At 70.7% G+C, this 15,310-nt stretch carries 19 protein-coding genes, 1 tRNA gene and 1 pseudogene; 8 read left to right on the top strand and 13 right to left on the bottom strand.

The window, feature by feature from the left end:
- Positions 1–25: 25 nt before the first annotated feature.
- The gene (locus AB0K73_RS07745; protein ID WP_360517076.1) at positions 26–1,111 is read right to left on the bottom strand and encodes an MFS transporter; all 1,086 of its coding nucleotides are present in this window, start codon (positions 1,109–1,111) and stop codon (positions 26–28) included.
- A 156-nt stretch (positions 1,112–1,267) separates the two neighbouring features.
- On the opposite strand from AB0K73_RS07745, the gene AB0K73_RS07740 reads away from it, so the two are divergent.
- On the top strand, positions 1,268–1,705 hold the full coding sequence (locus AB0K73_RS07740; RefSeq protein WP_360517079.1) for a MerR family transcriptional regulator: 438 nt from the start codon (positions 1,268–1,270) through the stop codon (positions 1,703–1,705).
- On the opposite strand, the gene AB0K73_RS07735 is transcribed toward AB0K73_RS07740, so the two are convergent.
- The 6 genes from AB0K73_RS07735 to AB0K73_RS07710 form a co-directional block, all read right to left on the bottom strand.
- Positions 1,681–2,001, bottom strand: coding sequence for an ATP-dependent DNA ligase (locus AB0K73_RS07735; protein ID WP_360517082.1), 321 nt, complete (start codon positions 1,999–2,001; stop codon positions 1,681–1,683). The two genes, AB0K73_RS07740 and AB0K73_RS07735, sit on opposite strands and share 25 nt — an antisense overlap.
- 145 nt (positions 2,002–2,146) lie before the next feature.
- Positions 2,147–2,410: a TMEM175 family protein gene (locus tag AB0K73_RS07730; RefSeq protein ID WP_360517085.1), complete on the bottom strand. Its 264-nt coding sequence runs from the start codon at positions 2,408–2,410 to the stop codon at positions 2,147–2,149.
- A 5-nt stretch (positions 2,411–2,415) separates the two neighbouring features.
- Positions 2,416–2,685: a hypothetical protein gene (locus AB0K73_RS07725; RefSeq protein ID WP_360517088.1), complete on the bottom strand. Its 270-nt coding sequence runs from the start codon at positions 2,683–2,685 to the stop codon at positions 2,416–2,418.
- Positions 2,682–2,846 carry a hypothetical protein gene (locus tag AB0K73_RS07720; protein ID WP_360517091.1) on the bottom strand — a complete coding sequence of 55 codons (165 nt, stop codon included), beginning with the start codon at positions 2,844–2,846 and terminating at the stop codon, positions 2,682–2,684. The genes AB0K73_RS07725 and AB0K73_RS07720 overlap by 4 nt, the downstream gene beginning before the upstream one ends.
- A 138-nt stretch (positions 2,847–2,984) precedes the next feature.
- Complete coding sequence (locus AB0K73_RS07715) at positions 2,985–4,031, bottom strand: ATP-dependent DNA ligase (RefSeq protein WP_360517094.1); 1,047 nt, start codon at positions 4,029–4,031, stop codon at positions 2,985–2,987.
- Positions 4,032–4,092: 61 nt separating this feature from the next.
- Positions 4,093–4,662: an Lrp/AsnC family transcriptional regulator gene (locus tag AB0K73_RS07710; RefSeq protein ID WP_360517097.1), complete on the bottom strand. Its 570-nt coding sequence runs from the start codon at positions 4,660–4,662 to the stop codon at positions 4,093–4,095.
- 129 nt (positions 4,663–4,791) lie between these two features.
- Between AB0K73_RS07710 and ald the strand changes: the two genes are divergently transcribed.
- A complete protein-coding gene (ald, locus tag AB0K73_RS07705; RefSeq protein ID WP_360517100.1) occupies positions 4,792–5,892 on the top strand; it encodes an alanine dehydrogenase in 1,101 nt (366 codons plus the stop codon).
- A 72-nt stretch (positions 5,893–5,964) separates the two neighbouring features.
- On the opposite strand, the gene AB0K73_RS07700 is transcribed toward ald, so the two are convergent.
- Both AB0K73_RS07700 and AB0K73_RS07695 read right to left on the bottom strand, forming a co-directional pair.
- Positions 5,965–6,267, bottom strand: coding sequence for a metal-sensitive transcriptional regulator (locus tag AB0K73_RS07700; protein ID WP_360517103.1), 303 nt, complete (start codon positions 6,265–6,267; stop codon positions 5,965–5,967).
- Entirely contained in the window at positions 6,264–6,572 is a 309-nt protein-coding gene (locus AB0K73_RS07695; protein ID WP_360517106.1) for a rhodanese-like domain-containing protein, read from the bottom strand. The genes AB0K73_RS07700 and AB0K73_RS07695 overlap by 4 nt, the downstream gene beginning before the upstream one ends.
- A 183-nt stretch (positions 6,573–6,755) precedes the next feature.
- Here AB0K73_RS07695 and AB0K73_RS07690 point away from each other — a divergent pair, with 183 nt between their 5' ends.
- Positions 6,756–10,433: an AAA family ATPase gene (locus AB0K73_RS07690; RefSeq protein WP_360517158.1), complete on the top strand. Its 3,678-nt coding sequence runs from the start codon at positions 6,756–6,758 to the stop codon at positions 10,431–10,433.
- Positions 10,433–10,639 carry a hypothetical protein gene (locus tag AB0K73_RS07685; protein ID WP_360517109.1) on the top strand — a complete coding sequence of 69 codons (207 nt, stop codon included), beginning with the start codon at positions 10,433–10,435 and terminating at the stop codon, positions 10,637–10,639. The genes AB0K73_RS07690 and AB0K73_RS07685 overlap by 1 nt, the downstream gene beginning before the upstream one ends.
- Positions 10,640–10,667: 28 nt before the next feature.
- Here AB0K73_RS07685 and mscL read toward each other — a convergent pair whose 3' ends face one another.
- Genes mscL through AB0K73_RS07670 form a run of 3 tightly spaced genes read right to left on the bottom strand, consistent with a single transcriptional unit; the run spans position 10,668 to position 12,130 of the window.
- The gene (mscL, locus tag AB0K73_RS07680) at positions 10,668–11,102 is read right to left on the bottom strand and encodes a large conductance mechanosensitive channel protein MscL (RefSeq protein ID WP_360517112.1); all 435 of its coding nucleotides are present in this window, start codon (positions 11,100–11,102) and stop codon (positions 10,668–10,670) included.
- A 37-nt stretch (positions 11,103–11,139) separates the two neighbouring features.
- A complete protein-coding gene (locus AB0K73_RS07675) occupies positions 11,140–11,523 on the bottom strand; it encodes an FmdB family zinc ribbon protein (RefSeq protein ID WP_360517115.1) in 384 nt (127 codons plus the stop codon).
- 28 nt (positions 11,524–11,551) lie between these two features.
- On the bottom strand, positions 11,552–12,130 hold the full coding sequence (locus tag AB0K73_RS07670; protein ID WP_360517118.1) for a 5-formyltetrahydrofolate cyclo-ligase: 579 nt from the start codon (positions 12,128–12,130) through the stop codon (positions 11,552–11,554).
- A 75-nt stretch (positions 12,131–12,205) separates the two neighbouring features.
- On the opposite strand from AB0K73_RS07670, the gene galU reads away from it, so the two are divergent.
- The 4 genes from galU (at position 12,206) to AB0K73_RS07650 (ending at position 15,041) form a co-directional block, all read left to right on the top strand.
- Positions 12,206–13,105 carry a UTP--glucose-1-phosphate uridylyltransferase GalU gene (galU, locus tag AB0K73_RS07665; RefSeq protein ID WP_360517121.1) on the top strand — a complete coding sequence of 300 codons (900 nt, stop codon included), beginning with the start codon at positions 12,206–12,208 and terminating at the stop codon, positions 13,103–13,105.
- Position 13,106: 1 nt separating this feature from the next.
- A complete protein-coding gene (locus AB0K73_RS07660; RefSeq protein WP_360517124.1) occupies positions 13,107–13,769 on the top strand; it encodes a GNAT family protein in 663 nt (220 codons plus the stop codon).
- A 52-nt stretch (positions 13,770–13,821) separates the two neighbouring features.
- The gene (locus tag AB0K73_RS07655; RefSeq protein ID WP_360517127.1) at positions 13,822–14,913 is read left to right on the top strand and encodes a hypothetical protein; all 1,092 of its coding nucleotides are present in this window, start codon (positions 13,822–13,824) and stop codon (positions 14,911–14,913) included.
- A 55-nt stretch (positions 14,914–14,968) separates the two neighbouring features.
- Positions 14,969–15,041, top strand: a tRNA-Ala gene (locus AB0K73_RS07650).
- Positions 15,042–15,094: 53 nt separating this feature from the next.
- Here AB0K73_RS07650 and AB0K73_RS07645 read toward each other — a convergent pair.
- Positions 15,095–15,310: pseudogene (locus AB0K73_RS07645) on the bottom strand (IS481 family transposase); the annotation flags it as partial.

Below are 15,310 nucleotides of genomic sequence, written 5' to 3'. Positions count from 1 at the left end.
GGCCTCGAGCGGATGTCGCGACGGCTCAACGCCCGGCGAGCAGCCGTGAAATGACGACCGCTGCGGTCGCCAGCGCCGCGAGCCCGGCGGCCGCGAACGCGGCCGCGATCAGGCCCGCGCCGAGCTCCAGCACGCCGCCGAGCGTCGCCCCGATCGCGATGCCCGCGTTGAAGAACACGACCATCAGCGCGCTCGCCGTCGCGCGCAGCGCGGGCGAGGCGACGCCGAGCAGGCGCGACTGCAACATCGCCGGAAGGCCGCCGATCGCGAGCCCCCACGCGGCCACCGCCACCACCACGATCGTCGGGTGGTGCGGCGCGATCCCGAGGGCGGCGAGGGCCGCGGTGAACAGCGCCGACATGACGACGAGGGATGCCACGGGCCAGCGGTCCGTGGTGAGCGCGGCGATCACGAGGCCGGCGATGCCGGCGGCGCCGAAGGCGAGCAGGATCGGGCTGATCGACGAGGCTGGGAGGCCCGCGACATCCGTCACGTAGGGCGCGATGTAGGTGAAGAGCGTGAAGCTCGCGGCGGCGGTGAGGAGGCAGGCGATCGCGGCCGCCATCACCGGCGGGAGCGATCGGTCGCGTCTGCGCTCACCGCGGGCAGCGGGACCCGCGCCCGGCCACTTCGGGAGCCGGTGCTGGATCAGCACGGCGACGATGGCGAGCACGGCGGCGAGACCGCCGAACACCAGCCGCCAGTCCGCCACCTGGCCGACGAGCGTGCCGAGCGGGATGCCGAGGACCGTCGCGCCCGAGGCGCCGGCGCTGACCAAGGCCACCGTCCGCCCGGCGATGCTCTGATCGACGAGGGAGGTCGCGTAGACCATCACGATCGACCAGAAGGCGCCGTGCGCGATGGCGCCGACGACGCGCGCGCCGAGCGCCACCTCGAACGTGGGGGCGAGCGCGGTGACGACGTTCGCGGCGGCCATCACGACCAGCGCGGCCACGATGAACGTGCGACGATCGACTCCCGCGGCGAGTCGAACCACCGGCAGGCTCGACACGATGATCGTGGCCGACCACACCGACACGAGGAGCCCGACCTGCGCGGCCGGGATGTCGAACTCGGAACTCAGCGCGGGAAGGAGACCCGCGGGGATCATCTCCACGGTGACGTGGCGAACACCGCGAAGGCGAGCACGACGAGCGTGAGCCACGGCGTGCGGATCGCCGCGGGAGCGTTGAGGACGTCGGTTGTCGATGCCATACCGCGAGGCTAGACTTTCACATCAATGTGAAGGTCAAGTCTTGGAGGACGCATGCGAATCGGCGAGCTGTCCCGCCGCACCGGGGTTCCCACGCGCATGCTGCGCTACTACGAGGAGCAGGGGCTCCTGGCCTCCGAGCGCCGGCCCAACGGCTACCGCGAGTACCCCGAGTCCGTGGTCGCCGACGTCGAGCAGGTCCGCGGACTCATCTCCTCGGGGCTGCCGACCCGGCTCATCCGGCTGCTGCTCGGCATGGAGGGCGTCGAGGGCGAGGAGCTGGCCCGCACCTGCTCGCGGAACGTGGCCGAGACCCTCGCCGAGGAACTCGAGGTGCTCGAGGGCAAGATCGGGTGCCTCACCCGCAGTCGCGACACGGTGCGCGAGTTCCTCGCCCGCACCCGGCACGCGGAGGTGCTGGGCGACGCGCAGGTCGTGCTCGGCGACGCGCAGGTTGTGCTCGCCCGTCAGCCGGCGAGTTCCTCCTCGTAGGTCGAGATCGACTCGGGCGGCTCGGGAAGGATCACGAGCCCGGTCGTCGAGCCGGCCGCAAGCGCGAGTTCCTCGAGCCAGGTGCGGTTGAGCCGGGGCCGCCGATTGCCGTGGAAGATGAACTCGAGCGGCGTGTGCGGGCTGATCCAGACCGTGACCGTGCGAACGTCGTCACTCCAGGTGAACGGGAAGCTCTCCTGCCGGCGGAGCTTGTTCACCACGATCACCTGCAGGTGCGCGAGGGTGCGATCGTCGAATTCCACCGTTCGGTCGCGGTCGTAGACCAGTGTTCCCATGCCGTGCCGTTCCATTCCGTCGCGCCCGGTGGGATTCCGCTGGGGCGCGGGCCGGGTCGAGTCATCTTCACCGGGTGAACGGATTTGCGGGAGGGTCTTGACTTCGAGTGCGGCGATCTGGATGGCGGTACGCCGGTGCCGCGCCTCACGCGTCGCTGAGGTAGCGGAGCACCGCGAGGTTCGCCACGATCGTACCGGGGCTCACGGCGCGGAGACCCGACATGATGCGATGGTTCACGCGCCAGAACGCGGCGATCACGGCGAAGCTGATCGCGAATCCGAGCAGCTGCCACTCCAGTCCGCTCGCCAGGAGCGTGCCGATACTGCGCCACGCCGCCGGTCGCCGTTCGCCCGCGCTGTGCTCACGAGAGGGATGTGCCGGATGCCTCGAGCACGAGGCATCCGGCACGCAGCTCAATCCCAGTCCACCGCGTGCATCCACCCGGCGATGTAGGCGCGCTCGTTCGGGCCGAGCCGCACGCCAACCCGGGGCACGGGGGCGTCGTCGAGTTCGCACAACTCGAAGATGCGCCGTACCACCATGGCGCGCAACGGAGCGTGGAGGTTCTCGAGCACCTCGCGCTGCAGCGGGCGCTCGAGCATGGGCCACCAGATCCCGATGGGCGGGAGCCCGTGGCGGTGGCGGGGCCGGTCGTCGTGGGCCGGTTCGATGAGGGAGGTCATTGCGCCGGCTCCTCGCTCGTCTCGCCGGTCTCGGGGTCGCGGACGACCACGTGCTCGTCGGGGTCAGCGTCCTGTTCCGCCTGCTGGTGCTGCTCGGCGGCGTCGACCGCTTCGTCGAGTTCGTCCGCCGCGTTCGGATCAGTGGGGGTCGGATCGGTCATCGGTGCACTCCTCGGTTCGCGGCCGATCACGACGTCGGGACCGGCCCATCACAGACCGTACGCAGGGCGCGCGTCAAGCGGCAGGGGATTGACCCCTCATGGGTGGGGTGCTACCCCGGCCCCGTATGCCGGGAGCTCTCAGGCCAGCACGTCGGCGAGGTCGTAGGCGATCGGCCGATCGAGCTGCGTGAACGTGCACGAGCGCGGCTCCCGGTCGGGCCGCCAGCGCTCGAACTGCACCGTGTGACGGAACCGCAGGCCCTCGAGCTGGTCGTAGCGCACCTCCATCACGAGCTCGGGGCGCAGCCGTACGAACGACACATCCTTGCTCGATGCGAAGCGGCTGCGGTCGGTCTCGCCGCTCAGCGCCGCGCCGCTCTCGTCGCGCTCCACGTAAGGGCCGAGCTCGTCGATCAGCTCCTGCCGCCGGGCATCGCTGAACGCCGAGACGCCGCCGACGCTGCGCAGCTCGCCCGCATCGTCGTAGAGGCCGAGGAGGATGGATCCGACTCCGCGGCCCGAGGTGTGCACGCGGTACCCGATCGCGACGACGTCGGCCGTTCGCCGATGCTTCGCCTTGAGCATCACGCGCTTGCCGGGCGAGTACGGTGCCGCCAGCGGTTTCGCCACGACACCGTCGAGGCCTGCTCCCTCGAACTCGGTGAACCACCGGCGGGCCAGGTCGACGTCATCGGTGATGCGGGTGATGTGGATCGGGTGGCCGAGGCCCTCGACCAGGCGTTCGAGCGCCGCGCGTCGCACCGAGAACGGCTCGTCGAGCAGCGAGCGGTCTCCGAGCGCGAGCAGGTCGAAGGCCACGAACATCGCGGGCGTCTCCTGCGCGAGCCGGTCCACGCGGCTCGCCGCCGGGTGGATGCGTTGGCTGAGCGCCTCCCAGTCGAGCTTCGCGCCGCCCGATGCCTCGGTGCTCACCACGATCTCGCCGTCGAGCACGCACGGCTCCGGCAGGAGCCGGGCGAACGCGTCGACGAGTTCGGGGAAGTACCGGGTGAGCGGCTTCGAGCCGCGGCTGCCGATCTCGACGTCGTCGCCGTCGAACGCGACGATGCCGCGGAAGCCGTCCCACTTGGGTTCGTACACGAGCCCTCCGGGCACGGAGTCGGGGTCGGGCACGGCGGGCACGGCCTTGGCGAGCATGGGTGCGACGGTGGACTCTGGCGCCATGCGACCACGATAGGCCCCGGATGCCGCGTGCGGCGAGGCATCCGCTCGACGCGTGCCGCGGCTACAGCACGGTGCGCAGGCCCGCCGAGAGGGCGGTGTGGTGCTCGAACACCAGGTTCGTCTCGGTGAGCGCGACAGCCGGGTTCGCCGAGAGGTTCTTCAGCACGAACTGCCGCACATGCTCGCTGTCACGCACGCGCACGTGGATGAGGAAGTCCTCGGAGCCGCCGAGGAAGAAGAGCTGGGCGACCTCGGGCTGGGTGCGCAGTTCGTCGGAGATCTGCTCCATGAGGTGGCGGGCACCGGGCCGGATGCGCACGCTCACGAGCGCCTGCAGCGTGAAGCCGAGTGCGAGCGGGTTGATCTCGGCGGTGTACCGCGTGATGACGCCGCGCTCGCGGAGGGAGCGCACGCGCGCGAGGCAGGTCGAGGGGGAGACCCCGACGGCGCGGGCGAGGTCGACGTTGGGAATGCGGGCGTTCTCGTGCAGGAGCGCGATGATCTGCCGGTCGACGGCGTCGAGCGCCATCGGGCCGGAGGGTGCGACGGATGCCCCGCCGGATGCCGCGACGGATGCCCCACCGGATCCCGGCACGCGCCCGGCCTCGCTGATCTGCGGCAGATCGGTCATGGCGGCCCTCCGATTCGAACAACTGCGGCGTACTCCGTCAGTGTACCGAACGATGTTCGGCACCTCTTGGCGTCCGGCGAATAACCGGCGACCATGGAATCACACATTCACACAGCATTCGGAGTCACCATGCGCATCGGCGTGCCTGCAGAGATCAAGAACAACGAATTCCGCGTCGCGATGACGCCCGCGGGCGTGCACGCACTCGCGCAGCGCGGTCACGAGGTCGCCTTCCAGGCGGGCGCCGGCGTCGGCGCCGGATACCTCGACGCCGAGTACGCGGCAGCGGGAGCGAGGATCGTCGACACGGCCGCGGAGGCGTGGTCGGCCGAGCTCGTCCTGAAGGTCAAGGAGCCGATCGAGCGCGAGTACGGTTTCCTCCGCGAAGACCTCACGCTCTTCACCTACCTGCACCTCGCGGCCGACCTGCCGCTCACCCGGGCGCTGCTCGACTCGGGTGCCACGGCCATCGCCTACGAGACGGTGCAGCTGGCCGACCGCTCGCTGCCGCTGCTCACGCCCATGAGCGAGGTCGCCGGCCGGCTCGCGCCGCAGGTCGGCGCCGCCGAACTGCACGCATCCAAGGGCGGCCGGGGCGTGCTGCTCGCGGGCGTGCCCGGCACGAGCCCCGCGAAGGTCGTCGTCATCGGCGGCGGTGTTGCCGGCGAGCAGGCGGCCGCCACGGCGATGGGACTCGGCGCCGACGTGACGGTCATGGACATCTCACTGGCGAAGCTCCGCGAGATCGACGCGCGCTACGACCACCGCATCAAGACGCTCGCGTCATCGCCGTACGAGATCGCGCGCCAGCTGCGCGACGCCGACCTCGTCGTCGGGGCCGTGCTCGTGCCGGGCGCTGCCGCGCCCAAGGTCGTCACCGACGAGATGGTCTCGACGATGAAGCCGGGCGCCGTGCTCGTCGACATCGCGATCGATCAGGGCGGATGCTTCGAGGGCTCGCGCCCCACGACCCACGCCGAGCCGACGTTCCGGGTGCACGACGCGATCTACTACTGCGTCGCGAACATGCCGGGTGCGGTCCCCGCGACCTCCACCCCTGCGCTCACGAACGCGACGCTGCCGTACGCGTTGAAGATCGCCGACCTCGGCTGGGAGCAGGCGCTCGCCGCCGATCCCGCGCTCGCGCTCGGCCTCAACGTCACCGCCGGCCGGCTCGTCAACGAGGGCGTCGCCCGCGCCCACGGCATGGAGCTGCAGGCCTCGCGCTGACGCGCACCCCGGCCACGTCGACGGCCCGGACCTCGTCGGAGGTCCGGGCCGTCGTTCGTGCCGGTCGTCGTCTCAGGAGAGCGTGAGGAAGAGTTTCTCGAGCTCCTCGACCGTCATCCGGTTGTCGGAATCGTCGCCCGTGCCCGGCTCGGTGAGGCACTCGCGCATCGCGTTCGAGATGATCGCGAAGCCGGCCTTGTCGAGCGCGCTCGAGACGGCCGAGAGCTGCGTCACGACGGTGCGGCAGTCGCCACCCGACTCGACGGCGTCGATGACGGCGTTGAGCTGGCCGCGGGCACGCTTGAGGCGGTTGAGGATGCGTCGCTGCGCGTCATCCGTCGACGCGGAGGTCGTGGGGGTTTCGATGGTGGTCATGCTGCGCTCCCGAGGGTGATGGGCAGTCCGTCGCCGTGCCAGCGTGTGATGCCGCCGTCGATGTTCACGGCGTCGAAGCCCTCGGCCTCGAGGAACTGCGTCGCTCGGGCGCTGCGCCCTCCGGCGTGACACATCACGTAGACGGTGCGATCGCGCGGCACGTCGCCGACGCGCGCGGGCAGTGCCGCGAGCGGGATATGGTGGGCGCCGGGCACGCTCGCCTGCGCGAGCTCCTCCGGTTCGCGGACGTCGATGATGTAGGCGTCGCCGATGGCGTGGGCTTCGGTGGGGGAGATGGACTGCATACCCCAAGGGTATCAACATACCCCCGGGGTATCAATACTCCAGCGGATACGGCGATGCCTCCAAGTATTCGGCGCGAATCAACGTATGGTGTCCGTGTGTGGCGGCTCGATCGGAATCATGACGAGGGGGACATCCTCCAGTCCGAGTCGGATGCCGCAGCCCAACGATTCCTCCCCAAGCCCATGCGCACCGATATCACCAGCCCTGAGAGCCTGAGCCTCGGCGATCCCGAACTCGTCGCCGGCAACGTCGCCGAGCCCGCCTGGAGGCGCTGGCAGGGCGAACTCGCCGAGGTCGGCGGACGCTCCCCGCTCGTGCGATTCGCCGACACGCCGCGCACGCGGATCGAGCTCTCCACGACGCATCCCGGCGGACTCCCGCAGTTCATCACGGGCAAGTCGACGCTGCTCTCGAGCCTCATCCGCGACGAGCTCGCGCTCCGCAACGCCCGGCTCGCGGCCGCCGAGATCACGCAGAAGGGCATCGAGCTGCGCTCGGTGCGCGGCATCGAGTCGGTGCACCTGGCCATCGGCCTGGCCTCCTGGCGCAACGCCGGCGAGGAGTACCTGGCGCCGGTCCTGCTCCGGCCGCTCGCGATCCGCCGGTACGGCCGGGACTTCGAGCTGAAGCTCAAGGGGCAACCGTTCCTCAACCCCGCGCTCGCTCGCGAGCTGCGCGAGCAGTTCCGCATCACGCTCGACGCCGAGGCGTTCGTCGCGCTCGCCATCACGAACGGCATGTTCAAGCCGCAGCCCGTCATCGACCGGTTGCGAGGGCTCACGTCGCACCTGCCGTGGTTCCACGTGGCTCCGCGGCTGGTGGTCTCCTCGTTCGCCGAGGTCGGTCCTGCGATGGCGGCGGATGTCGCGGAGCTCGACCATCCCGTCATCGACGCGATCGCCGGCAACCCCGCGGCGCGCGCCGGGCTGGCCGAGCGACATGAGCCCGCGAAGGCCGTGCCGCAGGACGAGCGACCGCCCTCGACCGATACCCTCCTGCTCGATGCCGACCCCGAGCAGGAGCAGGTCATCGCCCAGATCGAGACCGGATCATCGCTCGTCGTGAAGACGCTTCCGGGCACCGGCGGCACGCAGACGATCGTCAACGCCATCGGCGCGCTCGTTGCCAGGGACAAGCGCGTTCTCGTCGTCGGTGCGCGGCGGTCGAGCCTCGACGGCATCGCCCACCGCCTCGCCCAGGTGGGTCTGGGCGGGTCGGCGGTGACGAACGAGACCCTGCGCCGCGACCTCATCCAGTCCATCTCGCGCAATGAGAAGGTCGAGCGACCCCGTGTGGCCGATGTCGACGACGCCCTCGTGAGGCTGCGCAAGGTGCTGCTCGACTACCGCTCGGCGCTGACTCGTCGCGACCCCGAGCTGCGGGTCTCCGTGCTCGACGCGCTCAGCGAGCTCGCGCGGCTCGCCCAGCTCCGCGACGCGCCGGCGACCACCGCCCGTCTCGACCGGGAGTCGCTCGTCGCGCTCGCCGAGGGCCGCGACGGCGTCGCACGCGACCTCGCCCGTGCGGCCGAGCTCGGCGAATTCCGCTACGGTCCCGGCGATTCGCCGTGGTACGGCGCGTCATTCACCTCCTCCGACGAGGCGATCCATGCCCACGAGCTCGCCAAGCGCCTCAGCCAGACCGAGTTGCCGCGGCTCCTCGACCGCGGCCGTGGCCTCATCGCGCAGACCCGGTTGCGGCCGTTCGAGTCCGTCGCCGAGCTCGGCGTGTTCCTGCGACTGCTCCTCGACGTGCGCGAGACGCTCGACCGCTTCCAGCCCTCGGTGTTCGATCGCCCGCTCGGTGAGCTCATCGCGGCGACCTCGTCGCGGCGCGACTCCCCGGGCATGTCGGGGGCGAGCCGTCGGCGGCTGCGGCGGCTCGCGCTCGAGTACGTGCGTCCGGGCGTGCACGTCACCGACCTCAATGCGGCGCTCCGTGGCATCCAGCAGCAGCGAACCCTCTGGCAGCGGTACTCCGAGGCGGGCGCCATTCCCGGGGTCCCGGTGGGCATCGACGACGTGTACGTCGCATACCGCACGGTCGCGACCGACCTCGCCGCACTCGACGCACCCCTCGGCGTGGTCGGCACGCCGCGCCAGCTCGCGGCGCGCCCCGTGCGCGACCTCGTGGCCGCCCTCGAGGGGCTCGCCGCCGAGTCCGAGGTGCTCATGAACCTGCAGGAGCGCACAGCGGTGCTCTCCCGCCTGCGAGACCTCGGACTCGACCCGCTGCTCGTCGACCTCGCCAAGCGGCACGTGCCCGAACGATTCGTGGCCGACGAGCTCGAGCTCGCGTGGTGGCAGTCGGTGCTCGAGCACATGCTCGCCCACGACACGGCACTCCTCGGCGCGAACACGACCGTGCTCGACCGCCTCGAGGCCGACTTCCGGCTCGTCGACGAGGCGCATGCGTCGGCCGCCGGCCCTCAGCTCGCCTGGCACCTCGCCGAGAACTGGAAGGTCGGCCTCGTCGATCACCCCGGCGAGGCGGAACGGCTGAAGCGGATGCTCCGGGCCGACCGGGTGCTCCCGGCAGCGCTCCACCACGACACGCCGCAGCTCTTCCGCGCGCTCGCGCCGGTGTGGCTCGCGTCGCCGTACCAGGTGCCCGAGATCGACGACGGCATCGTGTTCGACACGGTGTTCCTCGTCGACGCGGGAGCCACGACGTTCGCCGAGAACCTCGGTGCCATCCGTCGGGCCAGGCAGGTCGTCGCCTTCGGCGATCCCGTGACCCAGACCCCCACGCTGTTCGAGACCGGCATCGACGACGCCGACGCGGAACCCACCGGCCCGACCGAGCACGGCGTCGACGCGCTGCACGCCGACTCGGCGCTCGCGCGGCTCGGGGAACTGCTGCCGACCCTCACCCTCACCCGGAGCTACCGAGCCGGTGGCGAGGACCTCGCCGAGCTCGTCAATCGCCGCTTCTACGCGGGCCGCATCCAGTCACTGCCGTGGGCGGGCAGCTTCCTCGGGCACGGCAGCCTCGGCCTGCACTACGTGCGCGGCAACGGCCTGCCCGACGCGGTCACCGGCACCGTCGAATCGATCGACTCCGAGGTCGCCAAGGTCGTGGAGCTCGTCATGGAGCACGCGGTCAAGCGTCCGCGGGAGTCGCTGATGGTCATCACCGCCAGCGCCCGGCACGCTGCCCGTGTGCATCAGGCGGTGCTCGCGGCGTTCGCCAAGCGCACCGATCTCTCGGACTTCATCCTCAAGGACCGCGCCGAACCCTTCACCGTACTCACCCTCGAGCAGGCCGTCGCGCAGAGCCGCGACCGGGTCATCTTCTCGGTCGGCTACGGTCGCACGCCGCACGGGCGCCTGCTGTCGAACTTCGGCGCGCTCGGCGAGCCCGGAGGCGATCGCCTCCTCGCCGTCGGCATGACCCGGGCCAGACGGTCGATGGATATCGTGTCCGCCTTCCGGCCCGAGGACATCGACGAGGACCGCCAGTCGCACGGCGTCCTCGCGCTCGCCGCGATCCTCTCCCAGACGGAGGAACGCGCCGCCGAAGAGGGCGCACGTCCGTCGGGTGGCTCCATGCTCGACGACCTCGCCGCCCGACTGGCCCGACGGGGCATCCGGGTGAGCGTCGGCCACCGCGGCCGGCTCGCGCTCGCCGCGGCGAACGCCGGCAAGGCCGTGGTGGTCGAGACCGACGAGGCGTTCACCGGCCTGAGCCTGCGCGAATCCCTGCGCCTTCGGCCCGACGTGCTCCGTCGCCTCGGCTGGCACTACCTGCGCGTGCACAGCTTCGAGCTCTTCGGCAACCCCGACGCGGTCGCGGTGCGGGTCGCCACCCTGCTCGGCAAGCCCGAAGAGGCCCAGCCCCCCGACGGCGCGGCCGGCTGATGGCCGAGGAGCCCAGGCAACGGGTGGAGCGTGCCGGCGGCCGGTCGCGGCGCGCGCGCCTCACCCCGGTTCAGGGTACGGATGTCTCGCCCGAAGGGCCCACGCCGTCGACCGGTGATGCCGAGGAACCCGACACGAAGCGCAACGGGAAGTCCGCGTCATCCGACGACGAACGGATCACGCGGGAGCGTCCGCCGCACTGGTGAACGCTCGGCCCGACGTCGCCTCAGCCGGTCAGAGGTCGGTGTGGCGGCCTCCGATGGGTCCGGGCGCCGTTCCACCTTGCTCGGCGAGCAGGTCGCGGATCTGGGTGAGGAGCTCGGCCTCGGAGAGATGTTCCTCGGTCGGCTGGCCGGAGGCCGACTTGGCCTCCTGGCGCTCCCGATACCTGTTCATCGGCAGCACGAAGACGAGATAGACCACGAGCGCGACCGCGAGGAATGTGATCAGCGCGGCGAGGACCGCGCCGAATCGGAACTCGGCGTTCCCGACCGTCACGATCATGGCTTCGTTGAGGCTCTCGGCGTTGAAGAGCAGGCCGAGGAGCGGATTGACGAGGTTCTCCACGATCGCGTTGACGACCGCGGTGAACGCCGCACCGATGACGACCGCGACCGCGAGGTCGATGACGTTGCCCCGCGCGATGAATTCCTTGAACCCCTGGAGCATGGTTCCCCCTTCGTGCAGGCCGCCCCCGCGGCCGCTCTCAGCCCACGATAGCCGAGGAGCCCGCACCCGTCGACGGCGCCGCGGACGAGCCACCAGACGAGCCCGAGCCCGTGGATCCGACCGACGAGGAACCGCCCGACGAGGAACCGCCTGACGAGCCCGACCCGCCTGAGGAGGCCGACCCGCCCGACGAGGAACCGCCCGACGAGGCATCCGACCCGCTCGAACCGGCGGACTCGCCGCCGCTGCGCGAATCGGTGCGATAGAAGCCCGACCCGTTGAACGTCACGCCGATGGTGTTGAACAGCTTGCGGAGCCGGCCACCGCAGACCTCGCAGACCGTGAGTGCGTCGTCGGTGAAGGCCTGGTGGATGTCGAACGCGTTGTCGCATTCGGTGCAGCGGTAGGAGTAGGTGGGCATGTGACTCTTCCGGATCGGCGGTGCGCCGTCAGAACGCGATGATGCGCGTGGGGGTGACGACCCCGTTCACCGGCTGGTCGTGCACCTCGCGCGGCACCTGCTCGACGAACTCGCTGTCGAAGACGACGGCGTACACCGGAGGACATTTTTCCATCGAACCGAGGGTCTTGTCGAAAAAGCCCCGTCCCCAGCCGAGCCGCATGCCCGTGGCGTCGATCGCGGCGGCGGGGATGATGATGAGGTCGACGTCGTTGATCGCCATCGGGCCGAGCAGCTCGCCGCCCGGGTGGCTGGTGCCGAACAGCCCCAGCTCCTCGGTGTCGTCCTCGCCGACAGTCCAGTCGAGCAGGCCGTCTTCACGTGTGACGGGGAACAGCACGCGGATGCCCCGGGCCTCCGCCCACTCCACGAATGGTCGCGTGTTCGGCTCGGTCGGCATGGAGAGGAAGCACGAAACCGACTCCGCACCCGTGGAGCCCACGAGCTCCTCGAGCCGGGTCGTGAAGCCCTCGGTGGCCCGCTCGCGCTCGTGCGCGGGCATGTTGCGCCGACGTTCTCGGATCTCGGCACGGAGGATGCGCTTCTGGACATCCGGATCGGCGGGCATGCCAGTAATCCTAGGACGGTCCGTCCGCTGCCGGCGCACTGCGACCGGCCGTCACATCCGGATACGCTGAGACGCATGACTCATCGGATCACCAAGGCCGTCATCCCCGCGGCCGGGCTCGGCACCAGATTCCTGCCGGCGACGAAGGCGATGCCCAAGGAGATGCTCCCCGTCGTCGACAAGCCCGCGATCCAGTACGTCGTCGAGGAGGCGGTCAACGCGGGCCTGACGGACGTCCTCATGATCACCGGCCGCAACAAGAACGCCCTCGAGAACCACTTCGACCGCGTGGCCGAGCTGGAGGCCACGCTCGAGGCGAAGGGCGACACCGCCAAACTCGAGAAGGTCAACGAGTCCACCGAGATGGCCGACATGCACTACGTGCGCCAGGGCGACCCGCGCGGCCTCGGACACGCCGTGCTGCGTGCTCGTATGCACGTCGGCGACGCGCCGTTCGCGGTGCTGCTCGGCGACGACATCATCGACGCCCGCGACGTGCTCCTGACCCGCATGCTCGAGGAGCAGGAGCTGCGCGACGCGTCCATCGTCGCGCTCCTCGAGGTCGACCCCGACAGCATCCACCTCTACGGGGCCGCGGCGATCGAGGCCACCGACGAACCCGACGTGGTGCGCATCACGGGCCTCGTCGAGAAGCCCTCGAAAGACGTCGCCCCCTCGAACTACGCGGTGATCGGGCGCTACGTGCTCAAGCCCGAGGTCTTCGACATCCTCGAGCGTACCGAGCCCGGGAAGGGTGGCGAGATCCAGCTCACCGACGCGCTCATGGAGATGGCCGGCGACGTCGAGGGCACGGGCGGCGTCTTCGGGGTCGTGTTCCGCGGCCGCCGCTACGACACGGGCGACAAGCTCGACTACATCAAGGCCGTCATCCAACTCGCCGCCGACCGCGACGATCTCGGACCCGACCTGAAGCCCTGGCTCAAGCAGTACGTCGCCGGACTCGACCGGAGCTGAGATGGCGGCCGCCACGATCCCCACGCTGCGCGACGGGGACCTTACGCTCCGGCCGATCCGTGCGAGGGACGCGAAGGCCCTGGAGCGTGTGCTCCTCGACAACCGGGGCTGGCTGCGCCAGTGGGAGGCCACGTACCCGGGCGGCGGGTCGGTCATCGACACGCGCGCGAGCATCCGGAATCTCCTCGCCCACGCCCGCAGCGGGAATGCGCTGCCGTTCGTCATCGAGCTCGACGGCGAGCTCGTCGGCCAGTTGAACGTCTCGTCGATCGCGTTCGGGTCGCTCTCGTCGGCGACCATCGGGTACTGGGTCGCCCAGTCCGTCGCCGGCCGGGGCATCACGCCGACCGCCGTGGCACTCGCCACCGACTATTGCTTCTCGGTGCTCCGCCTGCACCGCATGGAGATCTGCATCCGGCCCGAGAACCACCCGTCGCTCCGTGTCGTGGAGAAGCTCGGCTTCCGCTACGAGGGGCTGCGGCGGCGGTTCATCCACATCAACGGCGACTGGCGCGACCACTTCGCGTTCGCCCTCGTCGCCGAGGAGGTGCCGCGCGGGGTGCTCGGCCGTTGGCGCGAGGGTCACGTGCCGGGCGACGCCGCGCGAGTGACTTCCGAGGACCGCGCGGCCGCCCAGCACCCCCTTCGCCTCACCGATCGCTGAACACGCGCGCTCGCAGCCGGGCGGAAGGCCCGGCGTAACCTAGCGTTGTGCCATGGACGTGATCGGTGGGGGAGTGCTCGTGGCGGCTGCCGCGGCGCTCTGGATCGCGTACCTCCTGCCGACGTGGTTGCGGAGGCATCAGTACCTCGCGACCGAGCGCAATGCCGTGCGGCTCCAGCAGACGCTCCGCATCCTCGCCGAGACCGCCGAAACCCCGGAGCCGGTGCGCGTCGAGGCCACCGCGCGCGAGGTCGCCACCCAGCAGCGCATCCTGCACGAGCACGAGCAGGCCGCGCGACTCGCCGCCGAGGCGGCTGAGCAGCTCGCGATCGCCGAGCGCCGGGCGGCCGAAGAGGCTGCTCGGGTCGCACGTGAGCTCGCGACATCCGCTGCTCCCATCACCGAGCCCATCGCGGTTGCGGTGTCGGCGGATGCCGCGGACGCGGCCGTCTCATCGACGGACGCCGCGCGACTCGAGGCCGTGAAGGCGCGTCGCGCGCTGCGCCGCCGTCGCGCCCGGTTCTCACTCCTCTTGCTCGCGTCGCTCCTCACGGTCGTCGGCGGTCTCATCGCGGCGGCTTTCGGTGCGACGCTCCTCGTCGCGGGCGGCGGCGCGCTCGGCTTGGTCGTATCGTTCGCAGGACTGGCTCGCCTCGCCAAGGTGCGCGTGCCGTCGATCGTCGCGGCACCGGTCGCGACGCCCGACACCGTGCCGTTCGAGCCCATCGAGCTCGCCGAGCCCGAAGGCGAGGAGCAGGAGCACAGCTGGATGCCACAGCCGCTGCCGAGGCCGCTGCACCTTTCTCGCGGCACCATCGCGGCGATGGCCATGGCCTCCATCGAGGAAGCGGCGGAACTCAAGCGCGCGGCCTCCGACGCCGAGGTGGCGCGCCGTGCCGAGGAACTCGAGTCGCGTGTGCCCTCGATCGCCCCGGCCGCGGCCGCGGCCGCGGCCGCGGCGGCGCAGCGTGCCGAGGCATCCGGGGCCGCCGGTCGGTCCGTCGCGGCGACCGCGGGTGCGCCTTCGGAGCGCGCCGCTCGCGAACCGGCGAGCCCATACGCTCGCATGGGAATCGTCGAGGATGCGCAACCGGCGTTCAGCGATCTCGATGCCGTCCTGCGCAGGCGGAGGCAGGTCGGCTGAGCCCCCGGCGGTGGTCTGGATCACCTCCCGAGGAGTGATAGGCTCGATGTCGCTCGGGCCCATGGCGCAGTTGGTAGCGCGTCTCGTTCGCAATGAGAAGGTCGGGGGTTCGAATCCCCCTGGGTCCACGTTGTGATGAGTCGCGACATAGGTCTCACCTGAGTCGCGACATGTGTCATTGTCAGAGAGCCCTCGGCCAGCGGCCGGGGGCTTTCTGTGTGTTGCGCCAGTAGGTCTTGTCGGGGCGGATCTCGTTGGTGGCGATGACTTCGCCGGTGTCGAGGTGGATGACGGTGATGGTAGTGTCGTCGGCGAGAGCGATGACGCGTTTGCCGGCGTGTTCGGCTCCGATTCCGAGGTGGTGCATGCGGCCGGCGCGGCGGATGCTCATCTTGCC

The sequence above is a fragment of the Agromyces sp. NPDC052230 genome, from assembly GCF_040679595.1.
Taxonomy (GTDB): Bacteria; Actinomycetota; Actinomycetes; order Actinomycetales; family Microbacteriaceae; genus Agromyces.
This window is presented reverse-complemented; position numbering and strand designations above follow the sequence as displayed.